Raw genomic sequence first — 15,917 nt, 5'->3', positions numbered from 1 at the left:
ACCAACCTTATTCGGAGCTACTTGCGGCTCGCGTAGTTGGGCGCCTCGACCGTCATCTGGATGTCGTGCGGGTGGCTCTCTTTGAGGCCCGCCGACGTGATGCGGACGAAGCGGCCACGCTGCTGCAGATCCGGCACCGTGCGCGCGCCGACGTAGAACATCGACTGACGCAGGCCACCGACCAGCTGGTGCGCCACCGCGGCCAGCGGGCCCCGGTAGGGCACCTGGCCCTCGATGCCCTCGGGCACCAGCTTCTCGTCGGAGGCGACGTCGTCCTGGAAGTACCGGTCCTTGGAGAACGACTGCTGCCGGCCCCGGCTCTGCATCGCGCCCAGCGAGCCCATGCCCCGGTACGTCTTGAACTGCTTGCCGTTGATGAACTGCAGCTCGCCCGGGCTCTCCTCGACGCCGGCCAGCAGCGAGCCGAGCATCACCGTGTCGGCCCCGGCCACCAGCGCCTTGGCGATGTCACCGGAGTACTGCAGGCCGCCGTCGCCGATCACCGGGACGCCGGCCGCCCTGCCCGCCCTGGCCGCCTCGAAGATCGCGGTCACCTGCGGGACGCCGACCCCGGCCACCACCCGGGTGGTGCAGATCGAGCCCGGCCCGACGCCGACCTTGATCGCGTCCGCGCCCGCGTCGATGAGCGCCTGCGCGCCCTCCTTGGTGGCGACGTTGCCGCCGATGACCTGGGCCCGGGTGTCGGCCTTGACCCGCCGGATCATCTCGCTGACCGCCCGGTTGTGACCGTGCGCGGTGTCGACGACGATGATGTCGCAGCCCGCGTCGACCAGCGACCGCGCCCGCTTGTAGGCGTCTTCCCCGACGCCCACCGCCGCCGCCACCACGAGCCGGCCGTCCGCGTCCTTGGTGGACAGCGGGAACTGGTCTTTCTTGACGAAGTCCTTGTGCGTGATCAGCCCGCAGAGCCGGTTCTCCGAGTCGACCAGCGGCAGCTTCTCGACCTTGTTCGCGCGCAGCAGCCGCAGGGCCTCGTCCGGGTCGACGCCGACCGGGGCGGTGATCAGCGGCATCGCGGTCATCACGTCACGGACGCGACGGCCCGGGTCGGTCTCGAAGCGCATGTCACGGTTGGTGACGATGCCGACGAGGATCCCGTCGGCGTCCACGACCGGCAGACCGGAGATGCGGTACCGGCCGCAGGCCCGGTCGACGTCGGCCAGCGTGTCGTCCGGCGAGCAGGTCACCGGGTTGGAGACCATGCCGGACTCCGACCGCTTGACCTTGTCGACCTCGGCCGTCTGATCGTCGATCGAGAGGTTGCGGTGCAGCACCCCGACGCCACCCTGGCGGGCCATCGCGACCGCCATCCGGGCCTCGGTGACCGTGTCCATCGCGCTGGAGAGCAGCGGGATCCGGACCGAGATCTCCCGGGTCAACCGGGCTGTGGTGTCGACCTCGCTGGGCATCATGTCCGACTCGCCGGGCAGCAGCAGCACGTCGTCGAACGTCAGCGCGGTGGGGGCAAAGAGTTCGGCCAGGGAGTCCGGTACGGCAAAGACATCAACCTCAGGCAGCATGCCTCATCGTAGCCGCCGGGCGCGGTCACCCGATGTCCCCGTCCGGGGCACGCGTGGGGCTGCTGAGACCAGGGCAAACTCCCGAGAAATGCTGAATCGGTGCTGCTCGCGCCGGTTCGGAGCATTGGAGTACACGCGGCACATCGAGTGGTAGACCTCACGTCCGTGACCCCCGTATCGGTACGGCGCGTGTTCGGAGCACTTCTCGCTGTCGGCCTCGCCCTCGGGTTGTCCGCGCCGGTTTCGGCCGCGCCCGTGACGGGCGTCCGCACTGTGACGATCACCTCGTTCGACGGCACGCCGATCGTCGTCAACCTCTTCCCGGCCACCGGCCGGAGAGCACCGTCGGTGCTCGTCGGTCCGGGCTGGGGGTCGCCCGGGGAGACGAACCCGGCCTCGCCGACGGTCGCCGGGCTGACCGGCGCCGGGTACAACGTCGTCACCTGGGATCCGCGCGGCTTCGGCCGGTCCGGCGGGTCGGCCTCGGTGGACTACTACCGGTACGAGGGCCGGGACATGCAGGTGCTGATCAGCTGGCTCGCGAAGCAGCCCGAGGCCCAACTCGACCGACCCGGCGACCCGCGCGTCGGCATGGCCGGTGGCAGCTACGGCGGTGGCATCCAGTTCGTCACCGCGGCCCTCGACCGCCGGGTCGACGCGATCGTCCCCACGATCGCCTGGAACTCGCTGGTCGACAGCCTGTACCCGAACCGGACGTCGAAGACCGGCTGGGGCAACCTGCTCTGCGCGGCCGGCTCCGCCGGCACCAACCGGCTCGCCCCCGAGGTGCAGCGGACGTGCGCGCTGGGCCTGACCGGCAGCCTGCCGGACGCCTCGCTGGAGGCCTGGTGGCGTGACCACGGCCCGGCCGGCCGCCTGATCGGCCGCGTCCGCGTCCCCACGATGATCGTGCAGGGCACGGTCGACACGCTCTTCCCGCTGCGGGAGGGCATCGCCAACTACAACGCCATTCGGACGTCCGGCACGCCGGTGAAGATGGTGTGGTTCTGTGGTGGGCACGGCGTGTGCAACACCCCGTCCGGGGCCGCCGGTCACGTCGAGGCGCTGACCGTGGCCTGGTTCGACCGGTACCTGAAGCGGGTTCGGTCGGCGAAGACCGGGCCGGGCTTCGAGTACGTGGACGAGTCCGGGGTCTGGCGGGGGGCGCCGTCCTACCCGCTGCGTGGGGCGCGTTCGGTGTCTTCGTCCGGATCGGGGACGCTGGCGTTCAGCCCGGCCGACACGTCCGGCACCGACATCGCGGCGGCGCCGGCGGTGAACGCGGTGCGGATCGCCGGGCCGGCCGCCACCGGACGTCAGGTGGTCGGATCCCCGGCGTTGTCGCTGACGTACCGGGCCACCGGCGACGCCCCGCGGACGTCGCTCTACGCGCAGGTCGTCGACACCGGGCGGAAGCTGGTCGCGGGCAACTTCGCGACGGCCGTGCCGATCGCCCTGGACGGCCGGACGCACACGGTGTCGGTGCCGCTCGGAGCACTGGCCTGGGACGCCGGCGCCCTGACCCTGGAGATCACCGGCGGTTCGCGTCTCTATTTCCCGCAACGGGCCACCGGCACCGTGACGCTCCGCGCCCGAGTGACCTATCTGGTAACGGTGCCTGCACACAGCGTTAGTTCTTGAGTCAGGTGATCGAAAACCCCTCCCAGCGTCGTGTCAAGGGGGAAGGCGCGGGGAAGGTCGTACGGCTACGGTGGGATCGTGCAGGACGAACCGCTAGACCCGTTCGCGGGTGATCCGACCGACCCGACGTCAGCGCTGGACGACGACGGGCCCGGTCGCGGTGGGGTGCAACCGTTGACCGCCGAAGAGCGGCAGGACGTTCTCGACGACCTGGCCGATCTCGACGTCTACGAGGCGCTGTTGACCGCGCGGGACATCCGCGGCCTGGTCGTCGACTGCGAAGACTGCCGGGTGCCGCACTATTTCGCCTGGGATCTGCTGCGGGCGAATTTGCGTCATCTGCTGGTGGCGGGGCGCACGCGCGTACACGAGCCGGCGTTCGATCCGGACCCGAGTGAGTACGTGACCTGGGAGTATGCCCGCGGCTACGCCGACGGTATGCAGGACGCGGTCGACGACGCCGACGAGGCCTGAGCTACTCGCCGGCGCTAGCAGGCTCAGCCCGTGGTGGCTGGGGCTTCGGCTGCGGACTGGTCCGTGCCCGGGTTCGCCGGGGCCGGGTCCGAGGGCGCTGGGTCCGTGGCCGGATCGGTCGGAGTGGCCGGGTCGGTCGGGTCCGTGGGCTCGGTCGGCGTCGTCGGGTCTGTCGTCGCCGGCGGGGGCTGCTGGGTCGGGCCCTGGGACTGGGTCGGGTTCGCGGGCGTGCCCGTCGACGCGGCGGTCGAGGGGGACGTCGACTGGGGGTTGTTGCGTCCGCCGCGGGTGTGGCGCTGCCACTTGGAGCGGGTTGACGCACCTGTGCTCGGGTTGTCGGACGCACCCGGGCTGGGCGCGTCGGTGACGTTGCCGTCCGGGTCCGCGATACCGGGCATCGCGGACGTCGTGTCGTTGATGTCGTCGGCCAGGGCGTCGGCCTCGTCGGAGCCGTCGCGGACGTGGTTGTCGAGCTTGTCTCGGGCCTCGGCCAGGTAACGGCGGGCCGCGTCCGTGTCGCCGCGCTGCATGGCCTCGCGGGCCTTCTGGAGCGACGCGTGCGCCTCTTCGCTGGCCACTATCGACTTCGCGCGGTCGGCGTAGACGACCCGGCTGATCGGCCAGAGCGTGTCGCCCGGGTGCGCAGTGGCGGCGGCGGCGACGCTGCCGGCCGAGCCGGCGGCGATGATCGCGGCGGTCGCGGCGACGGCCACGACGACGCGGTCGTACTTCCGGCGCCTCGGGCGACGACCGACCAGCGACGAGACCCCGGGGTCGGCGTTCTCGCCGTTGTTCCCGTCGAACGTCGCGACCGGATGCTCGGGCGACCCGAAGTCCTGCGTCGGTTCGTCGACCGGAGAGCCCGGCAGCTCGGACGACGGGCGGGCGTACCCGGCCGCGACGAACGCCGAGCGGGCGGCCTCGTCGATACGGTCGGGCTCGGTGAACAGCGGCAGCGGCGTCGTCTCGTCGCCGAAGCCGAAGCCGGCGCCAGAGTCGAAACCGGACCCGTTCACCCGGGGCAGCGTCTCGGTCGTGGCCAGCGCCAGGTGAGTGTCCGGAACGGACAGCGGCGGCAGGCCCTCGTCGACGTCGTCGCGCCAGCCGGTGATCAGGCGGGCGGTGACGTCGGCCCGGTAGCTGGCCGGTAGCTCGCCCCGGCCCAGCGCGTCGAGCAGGGCGTCGTCGCGCAGGATCGCGTCGTCGGACTCGTCGTCGTACCAGGAGGGGGCGCTCATGCCGTCTCCCGGACCGGGTCGATCGTCCGGCGCAGCCGGTTGAGCGCGCGGTGCTGGGTGACCCGCACGGAACCGGCGCTCATGCCGAGCGCCTGGCCGGTCTCCTCGGCCGTCAGCCCGACGGCGATACGCAGCAGCAGCACGTCGCGGTGGGCGGGGGGCAGCGTGTCGAGCAGGTCACGCATCCGGCGCGATGAGTCCGCGTCGATCGCGAACCCTTCCGGGCCACCGCCCGGGGCCGCCGTGTCGGGCACCGTCTGCACTGGAACGCCGAGCTCGCGGGCTGCGACGCGGTGCGCGTCCGTCACTTTGTTGGCAGCGATGCGGAACAGGAACGCCGTGAAGGGGCGTCCCTGGTCGCGATAACGAGGCAGCGCGTGCAACACCGCGAGACACACCTCCTGCGCTACGTCGTCGGCCGTCGTATAGGTACCGCCACCGGCTCGGCCCAGCCGGGCGCGGCAGTAGCGCACCACCATCGGCTGCACCTGCCGGAGCAGCTCCGCCGTGGCCGCCGCATCGGACTGCGCCGCCCGGGCTGCCAGCGTGTCCAACTCGACCCGCTCCCCGGTCATCGTCGCCCTGTCGGCGTACTGCAGGCCACGGTTCCTGACCGTAGCCTGCCAGCGAACCCCGCGGGCGGCACCTGTCCGCACGGCCCAATCGCATCCCCCGGACGGACGAGGCCACCTGGCCCGGAGAGAGAGGTCAATCCGCAGGTCAGAGGGGGATAACTCAAGTTCTCAACTACTTCGTCGGGCCGCCGACATTCGTCAACCGGGATGGTTGCAGAGCGTAGCGGACGGAGGGTTCGGCGACACTGAGTAATGTCGACATAACACTTCGGACGGTCCGGAAACTGCCCAGGTCGGTATTTCACCCCGCATTGCGCGCCCGGCCAATCCACCTTCCGGTCAAGGATCGCCGCCAGCCGCTCGACCGATCGGTCCCCCGCCGCGGTCGCGTCGGTCACACGACTCGAATCGATTCGACGCAACCCCGTGCCAAGCCTCCCCACTTCGACGCAAGATCGATGCAAATCGTGGGGCTGAACGCGTTTCCTGGTCCTCACCAGGGGAATTAGCAGCAGCGTCGCACCGCAACAGCAGTATCTGGAGGACCCCATGGCCGACGTCCGCCGCCTACCCGGGCCGAACACTGATGTATGGGACTGGCAACTCGAGGGGTCGTGCCGCGGTCTCGACAGCGCCCTGTTCTTCCACCCCGACAACGAACGCGGCCCGTCCCGGGCGCGACGCGAGTCCGCGGCCAAGGCCATCTGCGCCGGCTGTCCGGTCGTCGAGCCGTGCCGTCAGCACGCGCTCGCGGTGCGTGAGCCGTACGGGGTGTGGGGTGGCCTGTCGGAGGCCGAGCGCAACCAGCTGCTCGGCACCGGCCGCGGCGACGCGATCGACCCGCCGGTCGAGGCCGTCGAGACCGTGAAGATCGTGCGTACGTTCTAGTTACCCGAGCGTGTGCACTCCTCGGGGCGGCCGGCGCGGTTCGCCGCTCGGCCCCTCTGCTGCGGTGGTTCGCCGAAAATCGTAAGAAAAAGGCCGGTGGGGAAGCCCCACCGGCCTTCATCGTGCCAACGGTCAGAAACCCGGGCCGTGGCTGTGCGAGTGGCCGTGGCCACCGTGGGAGTGAGCCGCAGGCTCCTCCTCGGCCGGCTTCTCGACGACCAGGCTCTCGGTCGTGAGCAGCAGACCGGCGATCGACGCGGCGTTGGCGAGCGCGTTGCGCGTCACCTTCACCGGGTCGACGACGCCCTGGGCGACCAGGTCGCCGTACTCGCCGGTGGCCGCGTTGAGGCCGGAGCCGACGGGCAGCTCGGCGACCTTGGAGACCACGACGCCGCCCTCGAGGCCGGCGTTCTCGGCGATGTTGCGCAGCGGGTAGGAGAGCGCCGCGCGGACGATCGACACACCGGTCGCCTCGTCGCCGACCAGGCCGAGGTTGCCCTCGAGGGCCGGGCCCGCGTGCACGAGAGCGGTGCCGCCACCAGCGACGATACCCTCTTCGACGGCCGCCTTGGTCGCCGAGATGGCGTCCTCGATGCGGTGCTTCTTCTCCTTGAGCTCGACCTCGGTGGCCGCGCCCACGCGGATCACGCTGACGCCGCCGGAGAGCTTGGCCAGGCGCTCCTGGAGCTTCTCGCGGTCCCAGTCGGAGTCGGACGCCTCGATCTCGTTCTTGATCTGGGCGATCCGACCGGCCAGGCCCTCGGCCGAGCCGCCACCGTCGACGATCGTCGTGTTGTCCTTGGTGACCGTGACGCGGCGGGCGGTGCCCAGTACGTCCAGGCCGACCTGGTCGAGCTTGAGACCGATCTCCGGGGCGACGACCTGCGCGCCGGTCAGCTCGGCGATGTCGCCCAGCATGGCCTTGCGACGGTCACCGAAGCCGGGCGCCTTGACCGCGACGACCGTGAAGGTCTTGCGGATCGAGTTGACGACCAGCGTGGAGAGCGCCTCACCATCGACGTCTTCCGCGATGATCAGCAGCGGCTTCTTCGCCTCGACGACCTTCTCCAGCAGCGGGAGCAGGTCGGTGATCGACGAGATCTTCTCGGTGGTGACGAGGATGCGGGCATCCTCGAGAACCGCCTCGAGGCTCTCGGTGTCGGTCGCGAAGTAGGGCGAGATGTAGCCCTTGTCGATCTGCAGACCCTCGGTGACCTCGAGCTCGGTCTCCATGGCCGAGGACTCCTCGACGGTGATGACACCGTCGCTGCCCACGACGTCCATGGCCTCGGCGATCAGGTTGCCGATCGTGGCGTCCTGGGCCGAGATCGTCGCGACGTGCGCGATCGACTGCTTGGACTCGACCGGGATGGCCTTCTCCAGCAGCGCCGCGTTCACCGCGTCGACCGCGGCCTGGATGCCCCGGCGGACCGCGATCGGGTTCGCGCCCGCGGCGACGTTGCGGAGGCCCTCGCGGACCAGCGCCTGCGCCAGCACGGTCGCGGTGGTGGTGCCGTCACCAGCGACGTCGTTCGTCTTGGTGGCGACCTCCTTGGCGAGCTGGGCGCCGAGGTTCTCGTACGGGTCGGTCAGCTCGACCTCACGCGCGATGGTGACACCATCGTTGGTGATCGTCGGGCTGCCGAACTTCTTGTCGAGGACCACGTTGCGGCCCTTCGGGCCGAGCGTGATCTTGACGACGTCAGCGAGCGCGTCGACGCCGCGCTCGAGCCCCTTCCGGGCGTCGTCGGAGAAGGAAAGTGTCTTCGCCATCTTTGGGCAGTCCCTATCTTGTCGGTCTAAAGACGTGAGCCCCGGTGGCGGTTGACCGCGACCGGGGCGTACGCCTTAAGACAGCGCTTACTTCTCGACGACCGCGAGAACGTCGCGGGCCGAAAGCAGCAGGTACTCCTCGCCGGCGTACTTGACCTCGGTGCCGCCGTACTTCGAGTAGATGACGGTGTCGCCGACCTTCACGTCCACCGGAACGCGGGCGCCCTTGTCGTCCACCCGGCCCGGGCCGACGGCGAGGACGGTGCCCTCCTGGGGCTTCTCCTTGGCGGTGTCCGGGATGACGATGCCGGAAGCGGTCGTCGTCTCGGCCTCGTTCGCCTGGACCAGAATGCGGTCCTCGAGCGGACGGATGGTGACCTTGGTAGCGGTCGTCACGTCTTTGTCCTCCCCCTTCGTGGGGTGCAAACCGTTGCAATCCACCGGTGCTTCACGGGGCGGCTCGCCGTCGCGGGGATCAAGACGCCCTCGTGCACGAGTTGGCACACTCGAAGGTCGAGTGCTAACCCGAACCCTAGCAGTCTCTGGCACTCCGTCAAGCCGAGTGCCAACGGGTGTTTGAACTGCTCAGGGCGAGGGATGAGTCATCCGGTTCTCGCGAACTTTCTCAATCTTTCTCGTAGACGTGCCGTGGCCCGGGCGTATAGTTGCCGGGAGCGATCAGGTGATTACTTTCGGTACACACGAGGTGCGAGGAAGTTCACGAACAGTTGACGCGGTTACTCTTCCCGATATCGGGGCGGCGAGGAAGAGTTGGCCATAGCGGTGGCACCAGCCAGGGCCCCCAATGGAGGAGCAGGGCGATGCAGGCTCACATCGGCGACCGGGTACACGTCCACGGATACTCGACCGGGTCGCCCGATCTCTGGGGTGAAGTGCTCGAAGTCCGGGGCACCCAGGGCCAGCCGCCGTACCTCGTCGCGTTCAACGACGGTCACCAGGGGCTGATCTTCCCCGGGCCGGACGCGGTCATCGAGCACACCGCCGTTCGGCGCTGAGCTTTTCCGGGCATAGGCCCGGCATGGGACGCATCCGGGTCGGTACTGCCTCGTGGACCGACAAGACACTGATCGCGTCCGGCTGGTACCCCGAGGGCGTCGAGTCCGCCGCGGAGCGGCTCGGGTACTACGCCTCGCAGTTCGACCTCGTCGAGGTCGACTCGACCTATTACTCGCCGCCGGCCGAGAACACGGCCGCGCTGTGGGCATCGCGCACGCCGGCCGGTTTCACGTTCAACGTGAAAGCGTTCTCCCTGCTGACGCAGCATCCGACGCGGCCGGCGTCGTTGTACAAGGACCTGCGGCCGTCTTCTTCTTCGACGAAGAACCTCTACCTGCACGATCTGGACGATTCCGTGGTGGACGAGGTGTGGGAGCGGTTCCTCGCGGCCCTGCAGCCGTTGCGGGACGCCGGCAAGCTCGGCGCGCTGCTGTTCCAGTTCCCGCAGTGGTTCCCGATCGGGCGCCGGAATCGCGAGTACATCCTCCAGGTTCGCGAGCGCTGCGGGGCGGATCGGATCTGCGTGGAGTTCCGGAACAAGACGTGGCTGTCTTCGGAAAACCAAGAGTCGACGCTCGGGTTCCTGACCGACTACCAGGTGCCGTACGTGGTCGTGGACATGCCGCAGGGGCACGCGAGCTCGGTGCCGCCCATCGTGGCCGCGACCGCGGACCTGGCCGTGGTGCGGTTCCACGGGCACAGCGACAAGTGGACGAGCAAGGACATCCACGAGAAGTTCGGGTACCTGTACTCGGAGAAGGAAATGGAGGAGTGGGCGCCGAAGATCCGGGACCTGCCGGCCAAGGAGACCCACGTCCTGATGAACAACTGCTACTCGGACTACGCGCAGCGGAACGCGGCCCAGTTGGTGGACCTACTGGCGTGAGGTTCGGGCGCGGATGAACTGGGCGGCCCGGTCGAGGGCCGCGTCCGCCTCGTCGAGGACGCCCTCGAAGGTCTGGAACACGTGCGGCACGTCGCCGGTGACGTCGAGGATCACGTCGACGCCGGCTGCGGCGGCTCGGGCGGCGAACCGGACCGAGTCGTCGAGCAGGACCTCGTTGGTGCCGACCTGCAGCAGGACGGGCGGCAGGCCGGTGAGGTCGCCGACCACGGCCGGGCTCACCCACGGGTGCCGGGGGTCCTGACCGGCCAGGTGGTAGCGGCTCAGGCGCTGGAGGCCGGCGCGGGTGAACAGCGGATCCACGCCCTCCTTGGTGGTCATGCTCTCGCCGGTGCGGGTCGCGTCCAGGCCCGGGGAGAACGCGACTACGCCGGCCGGCCGGGGTAGTCCTTCGTCGCGGGCGACGATCGCGGTGATCACGGCCAGGCCGCCTCCGGCCGAGTCCCCGGCCAGAACGATCGGTTCGCCTTCGGCCACGAGCGCGCGGTAGGCCGCTACCGCGTCCTCGATCGCGGCCGGGAACGGGTGCTCGGGCGCCAGCCGGTAGTCGAGCGACACCGCGCGCAGGCCGGTGCGTCGGACCAGCGCGGACGTGAGCCGCTGCGCGGTGGCCGGGGAGCCGACGATCCAGGATCCGCCGTGGAAGTACAGGATCGTGCCGCCCGCCCCGGCCCATTCCAGCGCTGGACGGCCGCCCAGCTCGAGGGCCGGGAGCGCGGCCGGCGCGGCTCCGGCGAACGCCTCGAACGCGGCCCGCATCTGAGCCGGCTCGGCCGACACGTCGAACGGGTACGCCCGCAGCTGGGCGTCGATCGCGGCTCGCTGTTCGGCGGTCATGCTAGCCTCCGAGTTCTTTCCAGGGAATGAACTTCCTTCCGTGGAATGTACTTCTGAGGAAGCAGAGTGGCAACGTGACCGATCTCCCCCACGTCTTCTCGGATCTCGTCCGGGCCGAGACGCGGCTCTACAACGGCGTCGACGCGCGGCTGCGGAACGAACACGGCCTGGCCGCGTCCCAGTACCTGTTCCTGCGGGCGATCAACGACATGGACAAATGCCGGGTGAACGACCTGGCCCGGGCGATCGCGATCACGGTCGGGGCGGTCAGCAAGGGCGTCGACCGGCTGGAGGCGGCCGGGTGGGTGAGTCGCCGGCCCAACCCGGAGAACCGGCGCTCGTCGCTCCTGGAGGTGACGCCGGCCGGGCGCGTCAAGCTCGAGGCGGCCACCGTGACGTTCCAGGACGCCCTGGAGAAGTGGCTCGACAACCCCGCGATCGAGCAACTCGCGGCCTCACTGGCCGTGCTCCGGGGCGAGTTGGAGGCCGCGGACGTCGGGCGCCCGATCGGCTGAGGAGCCAGCGGGCTATTACGTGCCTAATTGGCCGCAAATCCGGTTAGCTGAACGGTATGAACCGGAGGATCAGGGCGTATCGCCGGGCCATGGCGCTGGTGGCGGTTGTGGTGGTGGCGGCTTCGTGCAGTTCCGAGTCGGGTGACGGTGGTGCGGGTTCCACGCCCCAGGCGGTGGCACCATCCCCACCCCCGGCGCCCGCTGAGCTTCCGCTCGGCGGGCGGACGATCTTCCCGGCCTACCGGGTCGTCGCGTACTACGGCAGCACCGGCGGCGGCACGCTGGGCGTCCTCGGCGAGGCTCCCCCGGACCAGATCGTCCCCCGGCTGCGCGCCGCCGCCGCCCCCTTCGCCACGCCGGAGCGCCCCGTCCAGATCGCGTTCGAGCTGATCGTCCGGGTCGCCGACCGGCACCCCGGCCCGCACGGCATCTACAGCCACAGCATCAAGCCGTCGGTGATCCGCGAGTACGTCGCGGCCGCCGAGCGCGCCAAGGCCCTGATCGTGCTCGACGTCCAGCCCGGGCGGCTGAGCTTCCCGGACGCGATCGAGCCGTACCGCTGGGCGCTGGAGCACCCGAACGTCGGGATCGCGCTCGACCCGGAGTGGCGCGTCGGCTACGGCCAGGTCCCGGGCCAGGTCGTCGGGCAGGTGTCGGCGGCCGAGGTCAACCAGGCGTCCGCGTACGTCGCCGACATCGTCCGCGACCACGACCTGCCGGAGAAGCTGTTCCTGCTGCACCAGTTCCGGCGCCGGATGCTGCCCGACGTCGAAGACATCGTGCCGCGCGAGGGCCTGGCGATGGTGCAGCACGTCGACGGCTTCGGGAACCGCACCGAGAAGGACGCGACCTACGCCGCAGTGCGGCGTCCCGAGCAGTTCCACCTCGGCTACAAGCTCTTCTACGACGAGGACGTGGCCCGCTACCAGCCGTCCGAGGTGCTGGCGTTCTCCCAGCCCCCGGAGTACGTCAGTTATCAGTGACGGCGGCGCGGGTGCGGCGGGACCTGCTGGCCCGCTCCCCAGCCCAGCGCCCGCACGGTCGTCGTCGTCTGGGTCAGAGCCCGATCTTCGTCCGCCTCCAGGCGCGAGTACGCGTCGTCGCGGATCTTGATCGCGGCCATCAGCAGCGTGTCGTCCGACCTTCGCGGCGACGGCGTCGCCTCCAGGACCTCGACCGCCTCGGCCGCAGCCTCGGCCGCCTCCTCGACCCGCCCGATCGCCCCCATCGTCGCGCTGGCCGCGGCCAGCGACCGGGCCAGGTCGGGCAGGTGCGGGTTCGGGTCGACGGCGGCCAGGTGACGCCGGATCTCGATCGCCTCGGCGACCGGCGAGAGCGCGTCGTCCGGACGCCCCAGCCGCACCAGCCGGTTGCCCAGGTTGTGCAGCGAGAGGGCGAGCTCGGACAGGTACGAGTCCTCGGTCTCGGCCAGCCGCCGGTACACCTCGACGGCCTCCTCGACCGGCGTCAGCGCCTCCTGCTGCCGGCCGGCCTCGGCCAGCCGGATCCCGAGGTTGTTGAGCGACGCGGCCAGGTTCGGCAGGTACGCGGTCGAGTTCGACGCGACGAGCCGACGGTAGACCGACACGGCTTCTTCGGCCGGCTCCAGCGCCTCCAGCCGGCGACCGGTCTCGGCGAGCCGGTTGCCGAGGTTGTTCAGCGCCAGCGCCAGTTGCGAGAGGTGCCCCACCGAGTCGGCCGCGACCAGCCGCCGGTACACGGCGACGGCCTCCTCGGCCGGCTCGATCGACTCCTCCCAGCGCTCCAGGTCGGCCAGCGTGATGCTGAGGTTCATCAGCGAGAACGCCAGCTCCGGCTGGTACGTCGCCCGGTCGATGACGGCCAGCCGCCGGCAGACCGCGACCGCCTCCTCCACCGGGTCCAGTGCCGCGTCGCGCCGGCCGACCTCGGTGAGCCGGATTCCGAGCGTGTTCAGCGCCGTCGCCAGCTCCGGCAGGTAGCTGACCGAGTCCTGCGCGGCCAGCCGCCGGTACGCGACCACGGCCTCCTCGGCCGGCGGTAGAGCCTCGTCCGGACGCCCGGCGTCGGCCAGCGCGGTGCTGAGCAGGTCGAGCGACATCGCCAGGTCGGGCAGGTACGTCGAGTCCGACATAGCCAGCCCGCGCTGCACCGCGACCGCGTCCTCGGCCGGCTGCAGCGCGTCCTCGGTATGACCCAGCGCGGACAGCCGGATGCCCAGGTTGTTCAGGCAGCGGGCGTACTCGCTGAGCTGCTCGGGAGTCCCGTCGTGACCCGGGTAGGCGGCCGCGACCAGTCGCTCCGACAGCGCGGCGGCGATCGTCGCCCGGCTCGGCGTGTAGCCGATCGAGAGCACCAGCGAGTCGAGCTGCTGCACGGTCTCGGCCGGCACCCCGTCGACGGCCAGCAGGTCGCCGATCGCCTTCGTGTAGCGCTCCGGGGCCAGCAGCGTCAGCGGCTGCGCGTAGCGGTGCGGCGCGGTCTGCAGCAGCCACGGCAGCGACACGCTGATCCGGTTCTTCGCCCGCTCCTGCCGCCGGGACGGCGTCGGCGCCGACAGGCAGCGGATCAGTGCGGACGCCGCGTGCAGCGCGGCCAGTGGATCGAGCTCTCCGCAGATGTCGGAGATGACCGCCGACCACTCCGGATCGGCCAGGCTCCCGGCCAGATCGAGCAGGTGCGCGTCGGCCAGCCGGGCCGGGCGCGGCGGCGACCAGCCCGCTTCGGCGGTGCCCCGGTAGAGCCGGGCGAGCGCCATCGCGACGTCGGCCCGTCGGTCCGGGGGCACCTGCCAGGGCGCGGGGACGGTACGCAACGCCCGGACGGCCGCCTCCGGGCTCGCCGCGGGCAGCAGCGAGACGACGGCCATCGCCCAGTCGCGCTGACCGTCCTCGATCGCGCAGCCGGCCGCCGTGAGCACGGCCGAGACCTGCCGCCGCTCGTACGCCAGCACTCCGGCGACCGGGTCCGGCCCGCCACCGTCCCGGCGCGTGTGACGTCGGAGGGCCGGCGCGGTCGCGTCGAGAACGCGCAGGGCGGCGTCCGCATAGAAGTCGAGGGTGGTGGGCCAGAGGCCCGCCGGGGGCGGGGAGGTCAGCCGCTCGAGGTCGGCCCTGGGCAGGACGCCGTCGGAGACGGCGCGGTTCGCGAACGCGGCGACGGCCGCGCGCCAGACCGCGGTCGCCTCGGCCGAGCCGAGCTGGGACGGCAGCGAACCGAGCGACACGGGATTCGGGGAGACCCAGGACCGCAGCCGGTGGGCCTCGGAGAGGTCGGTGAACCAGCCGTCGGGCGAGCGGGCCAGCAGCAGGACGCGGATCCACGGAGCGGCGTCGTACTCGTCGATCGTGGCCAGCAGCTCGCCGACCAGCGGACCGACCGACTCGGCCTGGTCGACGACGAGCAGCGTCGGCGTGCGCAGGCGGGCCACCGACCGGATGCCGGCGATCACCTCACCGGCCCGGCGCAACTCCTGCTCCCAGTGCGGGCGGTCCGGGCCGGTGTACTCGAGGTCGTCGAGCGTGATCGAGCGCCAGTTGGCCGGCGGCAGGTGCACGAAACCGGCCAGCCAGCCCTGGGCCTCGAGCCGGGCGCAGACCTGCTGGGCGGCGTGCGTCTTGCCCTGGCCGCCGGCTCCGCAGAGCAGCCGGAGGACCGGTCCGCGGTCGGCCTGCGTCGCCCAGGCGACGAGGTCGTCGACCTCGGGCCGGGGCTGCGTCGGGACGATCCGCGCCTCCGGGCGCAGCCATTCCGACGCCAGGCCGACGGGCACGACCGCGGTCGGGGCGAACAGCAGCCCGCGGGCCTCGGCGAGCGTCTCGGGGACCGGGAGCGCGGAGCGGACCTGGTCGCGGAGCTCGATCTCGGTGCCGGCCGGGGTGGGTGCGGGCTCGGGCTCGGTGGGGGTGCTGGAGCCGCTCTCGATGGCCAGGAGGCCGCCGAAGCCCTGGACCCCGCCGGCGCCGTAGTCCTCGGCGCGGTAGCCGGGGTAGCCGGGGTAGTGGTAGTCGGGCTCGTGGTAGTGGGGCTCTTCGTAGCTCGAGCCGAACGTGGGGTCGCTGTAGACCGGGTACCGCGGGTCGTAGTCGTCGTGGAGCTGCTCGTAGACGCCGGTCCGGTAGCCGGGGTCGTACGCCGGGGAGCCCGGGCCGTGCCCCGACGGGGCGTCCCAGGCCGCTTCCAGGTCGTGGTACCGGCGGCCGTACTCGCTCGGGTCCCCGTAGCCCAGATAGCCGCCGTAGCCCGGCTCCTCCTGCTGCTGTTCGCGCCGTCGCCGGGCGGCCCTGCGCCCGACCGGCGGTTTGTCCACGCCCTCGGCCCGGATGTCGTACTCGACCCATCCGCGCGACGCCCGCCGACCATCAGCCACTGCTGGTTCCCATGGCTCTCTCGGCTCCTTCGGCTCCCCAGGCTCAGGCAGCGTCATGAGCACCGTCGCTCGCCACCGACTCTTTCGCATCACGCGGGTGGGACCGCCTCGGTTCAACGGGATTCCCAGGTTCTCGGTTTCGGCCGGGCTCGTGTGAGGATGGGCG

The 15,917-nt window shown here is 71.0% G+C and carries 14 protein-coding genes; 7 read left to right on the top strand and 7 right to left on the bottom strand.

The window, feature by feature from the left end; genetic code table 11:
* Window positions 1–17: 17 nt before the first annotated feature.
* Entirely contained in the window at window positions 18–1,541 is a 1,524-nt protein-coding gene (guaB, locus tag FL583_RS03235) for an IMP dehydrogenase (RefSeq protein WP_142702939.1), read from the bottom strand.
* 273 nt (window positions 1,542–1,814) lie between these two features.
* Between guaB and FL583_RS03230 the strand changes: the two genes are divergently transcribed.
* A complete protein-coding gene (locus tag FL583_RS03230; protein WP_170323454.1) occupies window positions 1,815–3,182 on the top strand; it encodes an alpha/beta hydrolase family protein in 1,368 nt (455 codons plus the stop codon).
* A gap of 78 nt (window positions 3,183–3,260) precedes the next feature.
* The gene (locus FL583_RS03225; RefSeq protein ID WP_142702937.1) at window positions 3,261–3,656 is read left to right on the top strand and encodes a DUF5319 family protein; all 396 of its coding nucleotides are present in this window, start codon (window positions 3,261–3,263) and stop codon (window positions 3,654–3,656) included.
* A gap of 23 nt (window positions 3,657–3,679) precedes the next feature.
* On the opposite strand, the gene FL583_RS03220 is transcribed toward FL583_RS03225, so the two are convergent.
* Both FL583_RS03220 and shbA read right to left on the bottom strand, forming a co-directional pair.
* On the bottom strand, window positions 3,680–4,894 hold the full coding sequence (locus FL583_RS03220; RefSeq protein WP_142702936.1) for a hypothetical protein: 1,215 nt from the start codon (window positions 4,892–4,894) through the stop codon (window positions 3,680–3,682).
* Window positions 4,891–5,469 (bottom strand): RNA polymerase sigma factor ShbA, encoded by a 579-nt coding sequence (gene shbA / locus FL583_RS03215; RefSeq protein ID WP_142702935.1) that lies wholly within the window; start codon window positions 5,467–5,469, stop codon window positions 4,891–4,893. The genes FL583_RS03220 and shbA overlap by 4 nt, the downstream gene beginning before the upstream one ends.
* Window positions 5,470–6,018: 549 nt before the next feature.
* Here shbA and FL583_RS03210 point away from each other — a divergent pair.
* The gene (locus FL583_RS03210; RefSeq protein ID WP_142702934.1) at window positions 6,019–6,357 is read left to right on the top strand and encodes a WhiB family transcriptional regulator; all 339 of its coding nucleotides are present in this window, start codon (window positions 6,019–6,021) and stop codon (window positions 6,355–6,357) included.
* 132 nt (window positions 6,358–6,489) lie between these two features.
* On the opposite strand, the gene groL is transcribed toward FL583_RS03210, so the two are convergent.
* The gene (groL, locus tag FL583_RS03205; RefSeq protein ID WP_142702933.1) at window positions 6,490–8,130 is read right to left on the bottom strand and encodes a chaperonin GroEL; all 1,641 of its coding nucleotides are present in this window, start codon (window positions 8,128–8,130) and stop codon (window positions 6,490–6,492) included.
* Window positions 8,131–8,217: 87 nt separating this feature from the next.
* Entirely contained in the window at window positions 8,218–8,526 is a 309-nt protein-coding gene (gene groES, locus FL583_RS03200; protein ID WP_142702932.1) for a co-chaperone GroES, read from the bottom strand.
* A gap of 425 nt (window positions 8,527–8,951) precedes the next feature.
* Here groES and FL583_RS03195 point away from each other — a divergent pair, with 425 nt between their 5' ends.
* Both FL583_RS03195 and FL583_RS03190 read left to right on the top strand, forming a co-directional pair.
* Window positions 8,952–9,146: a DUF1918 domain-containing protein gene (locus FL583_RS03195; protein ID WP_142702931.1), complete on the top strand. Its 195-nt coding sequence runs from the start codon at window positions 8,952–8,954 to the stop codon at window positions 9,144–9,146.
* Window positions 9,147–9,169: 23 nt separating this feature from the next.
* Complete coding sequence (locus tag FL583_RS03190) at window positions 9,170–10,033, top strand: DUF72 domain-containing protein (protein WP_142702930.1); 864 nt, start codon at window positions 9,170–9,172, stop codon at window positions 10,031–10,033.
* Here FL583_RS03190 and FL583_RS03185 read toward each other — a convergent pair.
* Window positions 10,022–10,888 (bottom strand): alpha/beta hydrolase, encoded by an 867-nt coding sequence (locus tag FL583_RS03185; RefSeq protein ID WP_142702929.1) that lies wholly within the window; start codon window positions 10,886–10,888, stop codon window positions 10,022–10,024. The genes FL583_RS03190 and FL583_RS03185 overlap by 12 nt on opposite strands.
* A 74-nt stretch (window positions 10,889–10,962) precedes the next feature.
* Here FL583_RS03185 and FL583_RS03180 point away from each other — a divergent pair, with 74 nt between their 5' ends.
* Both FL583_RS03180 and FL583_RS03175 read left to right on the top strand, forming a co-directional pair.
* Window positions 10,963–11,403: a MarR family winged helix-turn-helix transcriptional regulator gene (locus FL583_RS03180; protein ID WP_205751803.1), complete on the top strand. Its 441-nt coding sequence runs from the start codon at window positions 10,963–10,965 to the stop codon at window positions 11,401–11,403.
* A gap of 89 nt (window positions 11,404–11,492) precedes the next feature.
* Complete coding sequence (locus FL583_RS03175; RefSeq protein ID WP_142702927.1) at window positions 11,493–12,386, top strand: hypothetical protein; 894 nt, start codon at window positions 11,493–11,495, stop codon at window positions 12,384–12,386.
* On the opposite strand, the gene FL583_RS03170 is transcribed toward FL583_RS03175, so the two are convergent.
* Window positions 12,380–15,751, bottom strand: coding sequence for a tetratricopeptide repeat protein (locus FL583_RS03170; RefSeq protein WP_142702926.1), 3,372 nt, complete (start codon window positions 15,749–15,751; stop codon window positions 12,380–12,382). The genes FL583_RS03175 and FL583_RS03170 overlap by 7 nt on opposite strands.
* Window positions 15,752–15,917 lie beyond the last annotated feature (166 nt).

Source organism: Cryptosporangium phraense (assembly GCF_006912135.1).
Lineage (GTDB): Bacteria > Actinomycetota > Actinomycetes > Mycobacteriales > Cryptosporangiaceae > Cryptosporangium > Cryptosporangium phraense.
Note: the sequence above shows the minus strand (reverse complement) of the source record. Positions and strands in the feature narration are given on the sequence as shown.

Bases quoted from the DNA above. Each gene is read 5' to 3' on its own strand.
- FL583_RS03185 (WP_142702929.1), bottom strand. From the start codon at position 10,888: ATGACCGCCGAACAGCGAGCCGCGATCGACGCCCAGCTGCGGGCGTAC.
- groL (WP_142702933.1), bottom strand. From the start codon at position 8,130: ATGGCGAAGACACTTTCCTTCTCCGACGACGCCCGGAAGGGGCTCGAG.
- FL583_RS03220 (WP_142702936.1), bottom strand. From the start codon at position 4,894: ATGAGCGCCCCCTCCTGGTACGACGACGAGTCCGACGACGCGATCCTG.
- FL583_RS03210 (WP_142702934.1), top strand. From the start codon at position 6,019: ATGGCCGACGTCCGCCGCCTACCCGGGCCGAACACTGATGTATGGGAC.
- FL583_RS03190 (WP_142702930.1), top strand. From the start codon at position 9,170: ATGGGACGCATCCGGGTCGGTACTGCCTCGTGGACCGACAAGACACTG.
- shbA (WP_142702935.1), bottom strand. From the start codon at position 5,469: ATGACCGGGGAGCGGGTCGAGTTGGACACGCTGGCAGCCCGGGCGGCG.
- FL583_RS03195 (WP_142702931.1), top strand. From the start codon at position 8,952: ATGCAGGCTCACATCGGCGACCGGGTACACGTCCACGGATACTCGACC.
- guaB (WP_142702939.1), bottom strand. From the start codon at position 1,541: ATGCTGCCTGAGGTTGATGTCTTTGCCGTACCGGACTCCCTGGCCGAA.
- FL583_RS03175 (WP_142702927.1), top strand. From the start codon at position 11,493: ATGGCGCTGGTGGCGGTTGTGGTGGTGGCGGCTTCGTGCAGTTCCGAG.